Source organism: Rhizobium sp. BK661 (assembly GCF_024808825.1).
GTDB lineage: Bacteria > Pseudomonadota > Alphaproteobacteria > Rhizobiales > Rhizobiaceae > Rhizobium.
This window is the reverse complement of sequence record NZ_JANTYT010000004.1, coordinates 1-14655: the sequence shown is the minus strand read 5'-3', so window position 1 is coordinate 14655 and position 14655 is coordinate 1. Positions and strand designations below refer to the sequence as shown.

Genomic DNA, 14655 nt, shown 5'->3' with positions numbered 1-14655 from the left:
GAGCCGTTATGGACGATACCCAACGCCTGCTAGTCTCGCTTGAGGCTCGCGTCACCAAATACGAACGGGACTTTGAACGCGCCACCCGCGCCACAAACGACAATTTCAAGAAGATTGAGAACCGGGCAAAGCAGTCGGCCACCAATCTCGAGAAGTCTTTCGCGGGCGCATCCGCCTCGATCTCCGAAAAACTGGAAGGTCTTTTCAAGCCCTTCCTTGCCGGTGGTATTGTCGCCGCTGGCGTTGCAGGCGCGGCGACCGCCGTTAAGGAAATTGCCGACTCCGTTGCCGAAGTGGATCGCGAAGCGCGAAAGGCTGGCGTGTCTTCGAAGGTTTGGCAGCAATGGACCTACGTTGCCAAAGCTACTGGAATGGAAATTGACGGCGTAACCGATGCCTTAAAGGAGCTAAATATTAGAGGCGACGAGTTCGCCCGCACTGGCAAGGGCAGCGCCGAAGAAGCCTTTCAGCGCCTTGGCTACACCGCTGCCGACGTTGCGGAACGTCTCAAAGACCCCAATCGGTTCCTAGATGAGATTATCGGCAAGCTTCAGAAGTTGGACGCAGCGGCACAAACCCGCATCCTTGACGAAGTCTTCGGCGGCACCGGCGCGGAACAGCTGGCCAAGGTTCTCGGTCTTTCAGTCGCCCAAATTCAGAAGCTTCGCAGCGAGGCGGCGACCTTCAGCGAAGAGCAGATAGAAGCGGCCAAGAAGATCGATGCGGAATTTGAAACCCTTTGGCGTAACGTCAGTGTCTATGCCAAGAAGGCCGCAATCAATAGCGTGGGCTATGCCGGGCAGATCATCGATACCCTATCGACCCTGAAGGGCGACAAGCTCATTGCACGCGACCGGGAAGCGGCGACGGACCCGGAAGCGCAGATGAAACGCCTTCTGGATCAGCGCGCCAAGATCGCAGCCCAGATTTCCGACCTCCAAGCCAATCCCTTCGACGTGCTGAAGGCAGGCGAGCTTCGCCAGTTGGAAGCCGCGCTGAAGGCTGTTGACGAGCAGATTGCCGACATTGGCGGCGGCAGCGATGAATTGAAGGCGGCGCTCAGCGAGCTTTCCAACGCCACGCAGTCATTCACGAGGAACCTGACCGCGAATACCAACGCCGCCGCGAACTTCAAGACCGCCCTGGCTGAACTGAAGAGCTTCATTCCGGGCCTGAAGGCTGAGCTTGATACACTCGCCACGACGAGCGGCATTGATGCTGCCTATCAGCGCGCCGTTCAGAACGCTCGGACGATGGGCGAAATAATGAACGCCACAGACATCGCTAACCGCGCCAAGACCGCCTCGCGGTTCGGCAACCATGATAATATCTTGGATCTCGTTGCCAGCGTTGAAAGCGGAGGCGACTACAACGCCACCCTCGATAATGGCCGCTGGACCGGTGGCGCTCAGAACCTCACGGCGATGACGCTTGATCAGGTTCGCGCCCTTCAGCGGCAGATGATCGCCAATTCTGACAATCGCGCCCTGTATGGTGACGGCAAGGGCTCTTCGGCGCTTGGCCGTTACCAGATTACCGGCGCGACCCTCGATAGCCTTATCAAAGAACTTGGCCTGACCGGCGACCGCCTCTTCGATCAGACGACGCAAGACGAGTTGGCGCGCGCCCTTCTCCGTCGTCGCGGCAATGATCCCGATAGCCTTCGCCAAGAATGGACCGGCTTGCGGCGTGTGGATGATTCCACCATTCGCGACACCTTCGCGAACACGCCCACCGCTAAAACCAAGCTCGATCCTACGCCCGGCCAGCAGAAGGCCATCGATCTCGCCAAGCAGCAAGACGAAGCCCGCAAGGGCCTTAACCGCACCGTTCAGGAAGGCTTGGACCTTGCCCGGTTCGAACAGTCGATTTCCAGCATGTCGGCAAGCCAGCAGCGTATTGAGCTTGCCGTCTATCAGGCGCAACAGGAGGCGAAGCGCAACGGCATCACGCTTAGCGATCAGGAACTTTCTAAGATCCGGGAAAAGATCAGCCTGACCGCCCAGCTCGATACCGAGAACAAGAAGGTTTCGGCCTCGTCGCAGGGCCTGAAGAACGCTCAGCAGTATTTCGCGGAGTCCTTCACGTCCTCGCTTTCCGGCCTTCTGACCGGCACCCAATCCCTGAACGGCGCGCTTCAAAACCTGCTTAACTCGCTCGTGGATGCGACCCTACAGGCTGCCTTGCTTGGTAAGGGACCGCTTGCCGGTTTGTTCGGCGGCGGCAGTGGTATCTTCGGATCGATCTTTGGTTTTGCCGATGGCGGTTATACCGGCAGGGGCGGCAAGTATGAACCGGCTGGTGTCGTGCATCGTGGCGAGTATGTCATGAGTGCAGCCGCGACCCGCAAGATTGGCGTTGGGAACCTAGAGGCGTTGCATACCGGTGCGCTGAAAGGTTTTGCCAGCGGCGGCTATGTCGGGCCGAAAGTGACTCCGATCACGGCAGCAAACCAAAACGCGCCGACATTCACGCAAGCGGTCAACATCACGGCACCGGTCACAGTGAACGCCAGTGGCGGAACACCTGCCCAGAATGCCGACCTTGCCAAGCAGGTATCGAAGGAAGTCAATGCATCGCTGCGCGCGGTGGTGATCGATGAGTTGAATCGACAAATGAAGCCTGGAAATATGCTGAGCAGAGGCAGGGGGCGCTAATGCTGACCTTCTATCCTCCTATCGATCCGTCACCCTCTACAGGCCGGAAAGTCGAATTTAAACTCCTGAAAGCCGAATTTGGCGATGGCTATACGGGCATTGCCCGCCAAGGCATCAATCATCGCAGGCGCAAGCTGACGCTCAATTGGGATGTGCTGACCGACGAGCAGGCGGACGAGATCACCGGTTTCCTGAACGAACGTGGCGGCGACGAGACATTTCACTACACCCCGCCACGTGAAGACATGCCGGTTAAGTGGACGTGTGAAACCTACGACGACAACGTTGTTGATGGGGTGCGCCGGATTAGCGCCGAATTCATCCAGAGCTTCCGGCACAGCTAGCCACTCTCGCCAAAGCGCCGCGTCCAAATTGCTATATTGTTTAGAGAAATGAAAAGCCCACCGTTCGCAAGACGGTGGGCTTTGGTATCAACAATCTACCGCTGCTAAAGGTGATTATCTGTGCTTCATTATAGCAATATTCATGCGCAAGAGCATGAAAAATCTCAGCAACTTGAAGATTTCCTCAACAGCCGGCCATCGCGTTATCACCGCGAAGCGGCCAACCCGCGCGAGCTAACCGGCGCTGAATTGAGCATCCTTGCAGAGCTTGAAGCCCTTGGTCTTGATGACGACAACGAGGACCCCGCAAAAGGAAAAATTGCGACAAATGCCGATCCGGCAGAAAGCCTGGTTCCCCTTGCGGCGCAGGGCCTTCCCGTTTCTTCAGAGAACCGTTGTGCAGTAGTAACCAACACACCCCCTATTACCTCCCCTTCACATACCCCCAAGCCCCTATCTGAACGTCTCGCCGCTGCTATCGATCAGAGCACCGCACCGGCATGGAAGCATGCGTCTATAGGGCAGAAGTTCACTCACGCCGCGCATGTAGCTGAAAAGCGCGACGGCTTCGCGTTCACCCTGAACCTATCTTTGAAAGCCCATAAGGCCGCTGTGATCGCGAAAGACCCTGTCCGGCGGTTTAGCCACTACATTAACCGGGAGCTAAAGAGCGCCGGTCTTTCCCAGACACCCTACGCTTTTGTCTTCGAGCTTTCGAAGCTCAAAGAGGACGGCCACCAGAAGCTTCATATCCACGGCGTTGTCATTGCTGACCCGGCTAGAGCCGAAGACCTGAAGGCGGCTCTAGCCGCAGCCGGTGGCATGATGAAGGGCAGAGCAGCGGCGCGGCAAGTCAAGCTCACCAGCCTTTACGATGCTGGTGGTTGGAACGTCTATTTGAAAAAAGACGCCCGGTTAACCGCTGCTCTCTTAGATCGGCGGATGTTTATCAACGCCGATCTCAATCGGTTGACGAATGAGGATTGGGTGGAGCGCCGTGCTAGTTGCAGCCATAAGCGCCGCACGATCCGCTGAAGGAATTGCCGTCGGAATCGGTGCCCGAATAGAAGGTAGTGTTGCCGATCCGCTGCTGATTCATGTTCCAGCTTCCACCATCAGCAGCCCTGCCCTGCGTGTAAGTCGAGTTGCCGTAAGTCTGGGAGTTCTGCGACCAGCTAGACCCCGTTTGCGCGTTATATCCCTGCATGTTTGTAGAGTTACCATATCGCTGAATATTGTAGGTATTGCCATTTGAATCGCTGCATGTGCGGAAAGTGCCACTTCCAAAACAGGAAGCGTTGGCAGCAGTAGAAAGCGCACAGAACGCAGCAAAAGCAATTGTAAGAGATTTCAGCATTATTCACCCCCAAGTTGATGGGGCGATGATAACCGGTGCAACGTGGAATACAATACTCACAATAATGCACGTCACACCTATTTGGTCTATTTCCGGCTCACCTCTCTGGTCGCTTCTTAGAAAGCTTGTGTGCGGATTCTCGCCATAGCCTCAGTTCTCGGAGGATTGGCGGCAGCGCCCTCAGGACCGTTGCGATCGCCGTGATTAGAATTGCTGTGCCTACCGCCGTCATGCTCACGCCATCTGTTTCAACATACCGACAAGTTTACTCCGGCAATGGTTGTCGTGGAAAAGCACAGGTCGATAAGTCACTGATGACTTACTTTTTATTGAATAAAACCAGATACTTAGATCTAATTTTAGGCTTGACGCCGATTCACGAATGACTCATCTGTGGTGCATAACCAACCACCAAGGGCATTCGATCATGCAGACCACATACCTCCCGGACGACGTTTACGAGGCGCTTGTTTCCAAGCTCATGACCGCTTCTCGCGAAAGTCTATTCAACGGTGAGCCGGACTCCGATGAAATCAAAATAGCACTCGGCGAAATCGCCGACATTTGGCCGGAAGCAATCGAGCCGAAGGTGCTTCCCTTCCCGGCACGAGTCCCGCAGGCGGATTGCTATATCGCAATCCAGCACACTCGCCGGAAGGTCGCGGGTGTTCATCACCTGATGGCCTACGCCATCGCCTAACCAGAAGGATCAATCTGAATGTTTGAAGAACCAAAGACCGTCGGGCGCGCGCTCGGCACCACCGCAACCGCCCTTGTTCTCCCGCAGATCGTGGAAGTCGGCAAGACCATCAGCGACGTCAAGGAGCTAGTGCGGCTTCAGGGCGAACGCCTCTTGGCCGCCCAGCCCACCGACGAGCGCGCTCAAGCCATTCACGCCTTAATCGTTGAAGCGCTCGCGATCAGCGAACGCCTTGATCCGTCAGAGCCTGATCAGTTCAGCCAGGACAAGGCAGCGCTACAGGCGCTGTTGATCGCCGATGGCGCGAGGCTTGTGCATTGGGAAGCGGAACAGCATCATGTTCATAACCCCGGCGATGAGGAGGATGATTTTTGACGACAGACAAAAAGAAGCCGACCGACTACAAGCCGAAGCCGCAAAAGGAACCCGTGGACTATAAGTCCATTGGCGATCTTGCTACCAAGCGCTTTCCCAAGGTTCTGAAGGAACTGGCAAAATGAGAGAAGCCCGCCTAACGGCGGGCTCTTCTATTTGGACGTCCGCAGAGTTACCACTATAGCAACGACTGCGAGAACAACCGCAATGATTCCGGCCCAGCCTGCGATCCTTGCCCAGCGAAGAGTGACCTTACCGGCATCGGCCTGTCGCCGTGCGATCTCTCCACGAGCTTTCAACGCTGGTGGGCCGTCGTTCATCCAAGCCAGTTCGCCTAGTTCTGCGTCAGTGAGCTTACGCGCTTGTTCCTCCATCTCCTTGGAGGTTCCCGTCAAGCTTGCCATCGCAGTCACCGTTCCGCAGGAATTACTAAGCGCGTTTCTCGATGACCGCACTCGCCGTTCTGGCAGGTTAGAGTATGTTCCTTCTGGCCCATGACGCCGAAGATCGGATGTGGCTTGATGCTAGTTACCTTCAAGTTGCCAGACTGACATAGCGGGCATGTCTCCCCCGATTTCAGCGCAATGATCTCGGCCGTGAGCTTCTTGATCTCGCCGTCTTTCTCGTGCAGCGCTTCTTTCGCGTCACTCAGCGCGATTTTGATATCAGCCAAGTTTCCGTAAAGCTCAGCCATCTTCGCCTTATAGCCCGCAGAATCCAATTCTCGTTCGAGCTCTCGGAGGTCCTTGGCGAGCTTGATGCTCTGACTGGCGACAGCAAGCGCGCCCATGATGTCCAATGAAAAGCACTCCTCACATTTGGTTGAGCCGCATAATCGCGCTCAAAGTGGCATCATTGACGACCGAAAAGAAACGGAACATATTAAGAACATTAACGGTTATCCCCATTGTCGCAACTAGCATCGAGACATTCCGCCTATTGCCCCTCAACACTCTGCTCATTTGGTGGTTCACTTGCAACCAGAGCGAATCAAAAAACTCACTTACACGTTGCCTAGGGACGCAAGGAATGGTTGCTAAAAAGAATGAAGAAGTCAGCGCGAGCTTTCACTACCTTCTTCGCCAGAGAAAGAATGAAAAAAAAGAGCCAATCGCAGTGCCATTCACTCTTCCTGAATTCGCTGCGTTATTTGCAAGGATGAAGGCGCAAAAGCCTTTTGACCTAACCAATGACGAGGATATTGACAGGTTGCGCTTTCGCGATGAAGCGCCCCTTGAAGATCTCACACAGATGGACGCCCGGACTATAACAGGAACGTTTAAGGTATCTTATTGGGGACACGCTTACCTTAACACCCATAAGGGGCATATCTCCTCTCAGAGCGTAAACCTTCGACCTTTTCACTTTGTCCTTTATCTGTCGGAATCCGGGAAAATCTACATCGGCGCTCAGTATTTGGGTCAGTTCGGCGGTTACGATTTTCTGAGAAAGACGATTTCCAACATGCTGCCCCAAAGCAAGGAAATAGCATCGCTCTCTATCAGGTTAGGCGCGTCTTACTACAAGAACGCCGAGCCTCGTGAGATACGCGTTAATATCGCGAACAAGCCCAGTTCCATTTCACGACGCAGCACGCTAGGCGGCAAGATGATGATTGCTTTCACCCGCGCGGACAAAAACGATCCATTAGTGGAGCGCGTAAAGACAGGTATCATCCCGTTTTTCGGGCACGGGCAAAGCGCGGTAAGGCAAGCTGTTGCAGGCTTGATGAACCAAAGTGACGTCATTGCAGTTAATGACGACGATATCCTTGATTGCACCGTGCTCGCCGACATGAATGGGAAGACCACTACCATCCACATGTTCGAAAACGGCTTTCGCGCCACCCGCGTCACAATCGATGTCGAAGTTGATGACGAAGGGCATCCTTCAAATGCCGAAACCTGTAACGAGATACTTAACACGCTCAATGACCACGTTATAAAAGTCGCAGAGAATGGCTAGCATTCGCTCGATTATCTCCGACAATAACGCGACGTTCTATAATTATCGAACGGGCGCCCGCGTTCGAATATGGCCCAGGATCGCTATCTTCTTAGCGGTCTCTCCGCCCCTCGCGTTTTTGCTGACAAACAACCTGACTGACTTCATCAACTCCATCAACACAGTCGCATCGATCCTCCTAGGCTTTGGCTTCAGTGTGCTTTTCTACATAGCGAGCACTAAAGACGAAGGAGTTTCGTCAGGCGCGTCACTGGAGAAGAGGAATCGGGCAATTCGTGTCAATGACCTGTCAAAGGAGCTATTTCATAACGTTTCCTATTTCGTAATGACGGCGTCGGCTGCACTTGCATTTGCAATGATCGTCATAGCGCCGGAAGCGCAGAGCGATTGGTTCGCTAAACAGGTGCTACCCTACTTATTGAAAGTTACTGCCCGCGCATCGGACTACATCTGGTGGGTGCAGCTAGGCATCCGGAGCGTTTTCTTTTTCTTGATACTCGAAGGTGGCTATACCTTCGCTCGGATTGTCGGCCGGGTGAACTTTCTGTTCGAAGAAAAACTGAATGATGGCGACAAAAAAACCTTGTAGCCGTCACAAAACCACGACCGTCACAATGTTACAAAATTTCCATTAGTGCATTGATTTCGTTTATATTTTGCGATTTCGAATCTCTCCACTCCGACCACTTTTCTCGACAATTCATGATACGACTGGCTGCCTTAACCGGCATTGCCAACCCATTCACATTGCCCCCCGCCAATCGGCGCGGCTGCGCAACGCCCCCGAATCGATTGCGTATAGGTCGATCTCGCGGTGCTTTGGAGTGGCGCGCTATTTCTTCTTGGTGGTCGTCGCGCTCATCACTTTGTCACCCGGCTTGATGCCGAGCTTTGCCGTCACGCCGGCATTAAGCTCGATCACGTACTTCACCTCCGTCATCGAATCGATGATCTCCTGCGAGTACGGCACGGCGTTCTGCTTGATGTTGCGAATCGTACCCGTCGAATCAACGAACAGCATATCGAGGGGCAGGATGGTGTTTTCCATCCACATCTGGACCCGTCGAGACACACCGAAATCGAAAATCATTCCAGCGTCTTCGGCCATTTCCTTGCGATACATGAGCCCGCGCTGGCGCTCTTCGTTCGTGTCGGCGATTTCGACGATGAAATTCAGCCGCTTGCCAGATGCCGTGTGGATGATGAGCGGCTCCTTGTCGAACGTCATCGGCTGTTGCGAAAGGGCCGGCAGGGCGACGATGAAAAAAAGCGCCGCAAGGGCGCTTCTTATCCAGTGCGAGCGGGACACAGGCATCAGTGTGCGCGGCTCACCGGGCTTGGCACATCCGGATGAATCTCGGCAGCCATCAGCCCCTTGTCGCCGTCGCCGTAACGCACGAGTACGACCTGACCCGGACGCAACTCGGTGAGACCGAACCGGCGCAATGTTTCCATGTGCACGAAAATATCCTCGGTCCCCTCGCCCCGCGTCAGAAAACCGAAACCCTTGGTGCGGTTGAACCACTTTACCAGCGCGCGCTCCAGCCCGCTCGTCGGTGTCACCTGCACATGCGTGCGAACCGGCGGCAGCATCGAGGGATGGACGGCCGTCGACTGGTCCATGGAAAGGATCTTGAATGCCTGGTAGCCGCGTTCGCGGCGCTGAATCAGCGCAACGATCCGCGTGCCTTCGAGAATTGTCTGGAAGCCGTCGCGACGCAGGCAGGTCACATGAAGGAGGACATCCTGCATGCCATTGTCGGGGACAATAAAACCGAAGCCCTTGGCTACGTCGAACCACTTGACGACGCCGGTGATTTCAATGAGGTCGACCGCTTCCCCCGCGAGTTGTTCGAGGTCGGTGAATTCCTTTGATGAAATCCTGTCAGCCATGTCGCCAGCCCCTCAATACGCGTCACACTGTTACGGTTAACTGATTCTTGAGATCAAGATTAACATGTTGGTAACGGATTAGCGCAAGTCCTACTTTTCGATTATTCCCAGTTGCCAATCATACCCCGCTGTCTTGCCCGAAACTGGTGTTCCGCCACATAAGATTCCGTCACCCCGCAATAGAGAGGAAATAGAATGCGTTATCTCCACACCATGGTCCGCGTGAAAGATCTGGATGCCTCCCTGCATTTTTACACGACCCTCTTCGGCCTCGAGGAACTCCGACGCACGGAGAACGAGAAAGGCCGTTTCACGCTCGTTTTCCTTGCGGCCCCCGGCGACAAAAGCGACGCCAGCGCCAAGGGCGCGCCATGCCTGGAATTGACCTACAACTGGGACACCGAAGACTATACCGGCGGGCGCAACTTCGGCCATCTCGCCTATGAGGTCGACGATATCTATGCCGTCTGCCAGAAGCTTATGGACAACGGTATCACCATCAATCGTCCGCCGCGTGACGGCCACATGGCTTTCGTGCGTTCGCCCGACGGAATCTCGATCGAGATTCTGCAGAAGGGCGGCAGCCTTCCATCCGCCGAACCCTGGGCTTCGATGGGCAATACCGGCGCCTGGTAGCCGAGGCTTTTGCGAGGCTTGCGGCTTTTGCGATTTCGGACCGACGTGTCCGCGCCGCGCTTGCCGCAGCCTGGTGGCGCAGGCACTCTCCAGCCGACTCGAGGCGAAACGACGCGACTTTTGCGCAGCTTCGCCATCTCCTGGAGACTGCTCGCGTGCTCGCTATTGAAAAGCGGATCCCTTTTGGACCTGCCCTTCTGATCGCCACATCGGCACTGATGCTGACCGGCTGCATGTCGGACAAGAAGGGTACCGATGCCGCAGCGGTGGTCGCCCCCGTCGAGCCGGCTGATGTAGCGCAGCAGGCGGCGGCGCCTGCCAAGCCCGGCTACCGCGACCCCATGGTGGCCGGCATGTCGGGCCCCCAGCCGGCTCAAGCCGCGAATGCGCAGCCGGTGGCGGTCGGATCGACCGCTTCGGCGCCTGCCAATATTGGCGGCCTGGCAATGCAGTCGACTGGCATTAATGCACAGGCGATGAGCATTTTCTCGGTACACCCGGCACCACAAAACAATCCGACCTCGACGCAGTTGCAGCCGGCCGCCGGCAATGCCTATGCACCCGGCGGCGTCAGCCCGACCCGCTCCAGCGTCTACAGCAGCCAGCTCCCACCCGATCAATCCCCGCAATCCCAGCAGGGTCAGCCGCCCTTGCCGCCACAGCAATCCTCACAGAATACAAGCACGCAGATCACGCCGGTCCAGACTGCCTCATTGGCAACGGGCCAGACGATGAATGCGCTTTACAGCGCACCGCGGCAAAACCTGCTCGGCAGTCTTTCCGGGTTGCTGCAAAAGGCCTCGCTACCCGGCATGACACGGATTGCGCCCAACGGTCTGCATCTTCAAAACGACAAGGTTGACGTCGGCTGCTTCAAGCCGAACCTGTTGAATGTCATCAAGGCTGTCGAAACGCATTTCGGCAGGCCGGTGGTCGTCACGTCAGGGTATCGCGACCCGGACCATAACCGCATGGTCGGCGGCGCCGAGGAATCCATGCACAAGACCTGTGACGCCGCCGACATCCAGATGGACGGAGTGTCGAAATGGGACATCGCGAGCTATATTCGCTCGCTGCCTGATCGCGGCGGCGTTGGCACCTATTGCCACACCGATTCCATCCATCTTGACACCGGAAAGAGCCGTGACTGGAACTGGGGTTGTGGCGGCAGAACGGCGCCGGCGGCGATCGCGCGCGCCCTTTAGCGCTTGCCCTGCATCGTTCATAACGCAGCGTGAGCATGCCCGATGGGTTGCGAACATCGACCGATAGCGTTTTGATTCGGTTGCAATAAACGCGAGTTCGCTGCCGCAAAAAAATCCTGTCATTATTTTGCAAAAAATCGAAATTGCCGCTTGCGGGATTCAAAGTGCCTGACTATAAGGGCGCCACCACGAAGGAAGCGCCCTTCGTCTATCGGTTAGGACACCAGATTTTCATTCTGGGAAGAGGGGTTCGACTCCCCTAGGGCGTGCCATTTATTTTTTCCCTATAATCAATTGTCTAGCCAGCAAGGCACGAAAATTCGATAAATAATTCGAATTTCGGGGGCACGCCGGGGGCAACTGAATTGCTCCAAATTTTTTTGGTACTAGAGCAGATCATTTCTTGTCGGAATCGTTGCGGGATTCCCAAATCAGTAGATTTGTGATTCATCGTGGATGCTGGAATGGAGGCCAGTATCGATGACGCGACCCTATTCGAATGATCTTCGTGAGCGAGTCATTGCTGCGGTTGTGGATGGGCAGAGCTGCCGGGTGGTGGCGGAGCGGTTCGACATAGCTGTCTCGTCCGTGGTGAAGTGGTCGCAGCGTTATCGGGCAACCGGCAGTGTGTCGCCAGGCAAGATGGGCCGCCTATACCATGTACAGGTTATAGCTTCAATCGCGTACACGAAATAAGCCGAGGAGTTACACATGGAAACGACTATTGCTGATGACTTGATCTGGGAGGTTTCCGAGATCGCAAAGACAATCGGAAGGACGGAACGTCAGACTTTCCATCTTCTCTCGAAAGGGGAAATTCCAGGCAAAAAGGTTGGCGGACGATGGGTTTGCTCACGCCGCAAGCTCACAGAGTTTCTGATGGGATAAGGCATTGGTTCACTACGTCTATGCGCTTTCTGCCGCCATTGAGATCGAGCCTTACTGCGGGTGGCTGAAAATCGGCCACTCGAACAATCCGATCAAGAGGCTAGCCGCCCACCGCATCAGCAGCGCGATACCGCTGAAGTATGGAGCGGTCTGGTGCTTCAAAGCCAGAAGGACCGCGATTGAGGTTGAAACTGCACTTCATCGGACCTTCGCGGATAGATGGGAGCATGGAGAGTGGCATCGTCTGTCTGTGCCGGAGGTCGTGGACTTCGTGTCCGGATTCATCGGTCAGCGGTGCCTGTTCACCTGCTCCACCAGCGATGAAATGCCAGCACGCCCCCGCCTGGCCTACGCTGAAGAAGGGGAGCCTTACAGCCCGTCCGACCGATCCGCTCCGAGTTATGGATCACTCCAAGGATCGGTCGGACTAGCGATGGAGCAAGGGAGTGAAACGTGAGGTCAGCAACCAGTTATGCAACAGAACCAGTATTTCTTGAACACCTTTTCATAGCCTTTGATGAACCACTCCGGCGATGAAGCCGTTGGAAGCGGTCTGATCTGCATCGGAATTGCGTCCAGCTGGAGTCCTGTCTTGAGCGTGGCGTTATCGCCCAACATAGCCCTCGCCTAGACGACCTCGACCTGCCGTCAAAACGCATTCCCTTTTTCGATCTCCTGAAATGAGCCGTGCTGTAACTCGGAAAACAACACGACGAGAGGTAACGTCAGGATAGGTTGAACTGCGCGGTGCTTGGAGGCGACACGCGAAACGACGAGTGCGACAGCTATTTTCCCTACCAGCATGAGGTCGCCCCAGGGTTATGGTTTGAGCCTCGCATTGTCCTCCGAAAAAAAAATTGAAAATATTCACAAACACTCTTGCGGTTTATCCGCGATCCGCATAGATCACGGCCACCGACGCGGCGGACCGAACCGGACCGATCACGCGAGGGCGATTAGCTCAGTTGGTAGAGCGCCTCGTTTACACCGAGGATGTCGGGAGTTCGAGTCTCTCATCGCCCACCAGTTTTCTCCGAAAAATCAAACAGGCCCTGACAGATGTCCGTCCTGTAGTGGCCTTTCGCGAATCCCCACACCTTCAGCCTGAACTCGGCCCTGTTGCTATTGGGAAACCAACGGCGCTCCCTCACCTTTAGGCGGCGATTTGGATTGGGGCACTTCTTCCGTAGCTTCAGGGCAGAAGCTAATCTCATCCGGCACGAGACCTCGTCAAGAGACGGATTCGCATGTTCACCGCAGCCACAAACACCAATTTACACTATCTGCTGGAAGCCTTGCGCCTATTGCAGCCGTCATAAAGCTTGCGTGACGAATGACGTTCCGGAAGCGAGGCGACGGAGGTAAGTAGGGGTGCCGGAACAAGCACTGTGACCAACGGGCGGCCCAATATGTTTTTCTGGCAGCCGCAATGAAGAGGGTGTCGACCTCGAGGTCCGTAAAGTCCGGGCGCATCAAGTGCCAGCCGGCCACATAGCGAAACCAAAGGCGATGCCGTAAATCATTGCGAGGATCAAACGCAGCCGCTTTGGCTTGAGCATTCACGGCGCTGCGCTGCCGACCGATGGCCAAAGAGCATTAATGCTTTCCTAAATCGATGCGAGCATCGGGGGTAGAGGAAGACGCGCTAGCGCCCGAAGACAAGATAACAACGCGTCGGATGCGAGGTGGCACTGACCTCGGCGGCCGTCCAAGAGCAGGCCGGCAAGCCAGTTGCCGAAAGGCGCGGGCCGCGGCTCGATGACGGCGACTGGTTGGAGAGGAATTGCGCCCCTTCGCCCTTCCGGCGGATTGCCCGCCCGTCAATGACGACCTTCTTCCAGTTGATCTTTCCCCTTGTTCCAAATGAGGAACTGATCGGCCGCCCCCGCATGGTCCTTCGCGTTCAGCTTCGTGAGCAGCGTGGAGTTGCGGGAATGAACACCGCCCAATGTTCAAGTATAGAAGCCAGAGTATCGGACTGGTTCTGATTGACCGGCACCTTCACCACGGCGCTCAGGTCGCTCTCCACGTCGGCCAGATCACGCACCAGGATTTCGTGGGACTGCTGGGCGCTGAGATTTCTTTATGCCGTCCGTCACGGCAGGACATCCTGCGGCTGTCCTGTGCCCTGCCCCGTCGTCCAGAGCTTCTCACTTCGCGCCGCCTAATGCCGGCACACCCTACTAGGCCGTCGACTCATAAACTCTGACACCAGATCCTTGCCGCGACGAGTTTGACAGCTGCGAGATAGTTTTCCGGGCGCTTGTCGTAGCGAGTAGCGATACCTCGAAACTGTTTGATCTTGTTGAAGAAACGCTCGACAAGGTTCCGTTGCCTGTAAACCCAGCGCGAGAACGAGAAGGAGCCCTTGCGAGTTGCCTTCGGCGGGATGTTGGCCCAGGCCTTGCGCTCGGCCGCCTTGGCTCGGATTGCGTTGGTGTCATAACCCTTGTCGGCAAGCAGGATATCACCTTCGCCGAGGTCGTCTGTCAGCGCATCGGCTTCAGTGCAGTCAGCAATTTGGCCGCCGGTCAGACGGCGCGTGACTGGCCGACCTTCGGCATCGACGAGCGCGTGGATTTTGCTCGTGAGCCCCCCGCGGGAACGTCCCATGCAACCATCGTCTCGATCCCCT

Annotated in this window: 18 protein-coding genes, 2 tRNA genes and 1 pseudogene; 14 read left to right on the top strand and 7 right to left on the bottom strand. The window is 55.8% G+C overall.

Annotation, left to right across the window (positions count from 1 at the left end):
* Nucleotides 1–8: 8 nt before the first annotated feature.
* The 3 genes from FHX16_RS10760 (at nucleotide 9) to FHX16_RS10750 (ending at nucleotide 4036) form a co-directional block, all read left to right on the top strand.
* Nucleotides 9–2657, top strand: coding sequence for a phage tail tape measure protein (locus FHX16_RS10760; RefSeq protein WP_259127846.1), 2649 nt, complete (start codon nucleotides 9–11; stop codon nucleotides 2655–2657).
* Nucleotides 2657–3001 carry a phage tail protein gene (locus FHX16_RS10755; RefSeq protein ID WP_259127833.1) on the top strand — a complete coding sequence of 115 codons (345 nt, stop codon included), beginning with the start codon at nucleotides 2657–2659 and terminating at the stop codon, nucleotides 2999–3001. Before FHX16_RS10760 ends, FHX16_RS10755 begins: the two co-directional genes overlap by 1 nt.
* Nucleotides 3002–3121: 120 nt before the next feature.
* The gene (locus FHX16_RS10750; RefSeq protein ID WP_259127830.1) at nucleotides 3122–4036 is read left to right on the top strand and encodes a hypothetical protein; all 915 of its coding nucleotides are present in this window, start codon (nucleotides 3122–3124) and stop codon (nucleotides 4034–4036) included.
* Here FHX16_RS10750 and FHX16_RS10745 read toward each other — a convergent pair.
* Nucleotides 4002–4358, bottom strand: coding sequence for a hypothetical protein (locus tag FHX16_RS10745; protein WP_259127826.1), 357 nt, complete (start codon nucleotides 4356–4358; stop codon nucleotides 4002–4004). The genes FHX16_RS10750 and FHX16_RS10745 overlap by 35 nt on opposite strands.
* A gap of 427 nt (nucleotides 4359–4785) precedes the next feature.
* On the opposite strand from FHX16_RS10745, the gene FHX16_RS10740 reads away from it, so the two are divergent.
* From FHX16_RS10740 to FHX16_RS10730, 3 genes are read left to right on the top strand one after another with little or no spacing between them, the layout of a single operon-like run.
* Nucleotides 4786–5058 carry a hypothetical protein gene (locus FHX16_RS10740; protein ID WP_259127824.1) on the top strand — a complete coding sequence of 91 codons (273 nt, stop codon included), beginning with the start codon at nucleotides 4786–4788 and terminating at the stop codon, nucleotides 5056–5058.
* A gap of 18 nt (nucleotides 5059–5076) precedes the next feature.
* Complete coding sequence (locus FHX16_RS10735; RefSeq protein WP_259127822.1) at nucleotides 5077–5433, top strand: hypothetical protein; 357 nt, start codon at nucleotides 5077–5079, stop codon at nucleotides 5431–5433.
* Complete coding sequence (locus tag FHX16_RS10730; protein WP_259127820.1) at nucleotides 5430–5558, top strand: hypothetical protein; 129 nt, start codon at nucleotides 5430–5432, stop codon at nucleotides 5556–5558. Before FHX16_RS10735 ends, FHX16_RS10730 begins: the two co-directional genes overlap by 4 nt.
* A 284-nt stretch (nucleotides 5559–5842) precedes the next feature.
* On the opposite strand, the gene FHX16_RS10725 is transcribed toward FHX16_RS10730, so the two are convergent.
* On the bottom strand, nucleotides 5843–6232 hold the full coding sequence (locus FHX16_RS10725; RefSeq protein WP_259127818.1) for a hypothetical protein: 390 nt from the start codon (nucleotides 6230–6232) through the stop codon (nucleotides 5843–5845).
* Nucleotides 6233–6462: 230 nt separating this feature from the next.
* Here FHX16_RS10725 and FHX16_RS10720 point away from each other — a divergent pair, with 230 nt between their 5' ends.
* Both FHX16_RS10720 and FHX16_RS10715 read left to right on the top strand, forming a co-directional pair.
* Nucleotides 6463–7398 (top strand): hypothetical protein, encoded by a 936-nt coding sequence (locus tag FHX16_RS10720; protein ID WP_259127817.1) that lies wholly within the window; start codon nucleotides 6463–6465, stop codon nucleotides 7396–7398.
* Complete coding sequence (locus FHX16_RS10715; protein WP_259127815.1) at nucleotides 7391–7987, top strand: hypothetical protein; 597 nt, start codon at nucleotides 7391–7393, stop codon at nucleotides 7985–7987. The genes FHX16_RS10720 and FHX16_RS10715 overlap by 8 nt, the downstream gene beginning before the upstream one ends.
* Nucleotides 7988–8230: 243 nt before the next feature.
* On the opposite strand, the gene FHX16_RS10710 is transcribed toward FHX16_RS10715, so the two are convergent.
* A complete protein-coding gene (locus FHX16_RS10710) occupies nucleotides 8231–8713 on the bottom strand; it encodes a DUF192 domain-containing protein (protein WP_259127813.1) in 483 nt (160 codons plus the stop codon).
* Nucleotides 8713–9291 (bottom strand): cold-shock protein, encoded by a 579-nt coding sequence (locus FHX16_RS10705; protein WP_183756217.1) that lies wholly within the window; start codon nucleotides 9289–9291, stop codon nucleotides 8713–8715. Before FHX16_RS10705 ends, FHX16_RS10710 begins: the two co-directional genes overlap by 1 nt.
* A 195-nt stretch (nucleotides 9292–9486) precedes the next feature.
* Between FHX16_RS10705 and gloA the strand changes: the two genes are divergently transcribed.
* From gloA to FHX16_RS10675, 6 genes and pseudogenes are all read left to right on the top strand, one after another.
* A complete protein-coding gene (gene gloA / locus FHX16_RS10700; RefSeq protein WP_183862987.1) occupies nucleotides 9487–9927 on the top strand; it encodes a lactoylglutathione lyase in 441 nt (146 codons plus the stop codon).
* A gap of 155 nt (nucleotides 9928–10082) precedes the next feature.
* On the top strand, nucleotides 10083–11132 hold the full coding sequence (locus FHX16_RS10695; RefSeq protein ID WP_183862989.1) for a D-Ala-D-Ala carboxypeptidase family metallohydrolase: 1050 nt from the start codon (nucleotides 10083–10085) through the stop codon (nucleotides 11130–11132).
* Nucleotides 11133–11329: 197 nt separating this feature from the next.
* A tRNA-Glu gene (locus FHX16_RS10690) sits at nucleotides 11330–11404 on the top strand.
* 208 nt (nucleotides 11405–11612) lie between these two features.
* A pseudogene (locus FHX16_RS10685) lies at nucleotides 11613–11780 on the top strand (helix-turn-helix domain-containing protein); the annotation flags it as partial.
* Nucleotides 11781–12024: 244 nt separating this feature from the next.
* Nucleotides 12025–12477, top strand: coding sequence for a GIY-YIG nuclease family protein (locus FHX16_RS31540; RefSeq protein ID WP_405049274.1), 453 nt, complete (start codon nucleotides 12025–12027; stop codon nucleotides 12475–12477).
* Between the two features lie 493 nt (nucleotides 12478–12970).
* Nucleotides 12971–13046, top strand: a tRNA-Val gene (locus tag FHX16_RS10675).
* 794 nt (nucleotides 13047–13840) lie between these two features.
* Here the strand turns inward: FHX16_RS10675 and FHX16_RS31535 are convergent.
* From FHX16_RS31535 to FHX16_RS10665, 3 genes are all read right to left on the bottom strand, one after another.
* On the bottom strand, nucleotides 13841–13969 hold the full coding sequence (locus tag FHX16_RS31535; protein WP_405049273.1) for a glycoside hydrolase family protein: 129 nt from the start codon (nucleotides 13967–13969) through the stop codon (nucleotides 13841–13843).
* Nucleotides 13924–14049 carry a hypothetical protein gene (locus tag FHX16_RS31530; RefSeq protein WP_405049277.1) on the bottom strand — a complete coding sequence of 42 codons (126 nt, stop codon included), beginning with the start codon at nucleotides 14047–14049 and terminating at the stop codon, nucleotides 13924–13926. The genes FHX16_RS31535 and FHX16_RS31530 overlap by 46 nt, the downstream gene beginning before the upstream one ends.
* Before the next feature lie 167 nt (nucleotides 14050–14216).
* Nucleotides 14217–14655 (bottom strand): IS5 family transposase (locus FHX16_RS10665; RefSeq protein ID WP_259127768.1); only part of this gene is annotated, 439 nt, incomplete at its 5' end.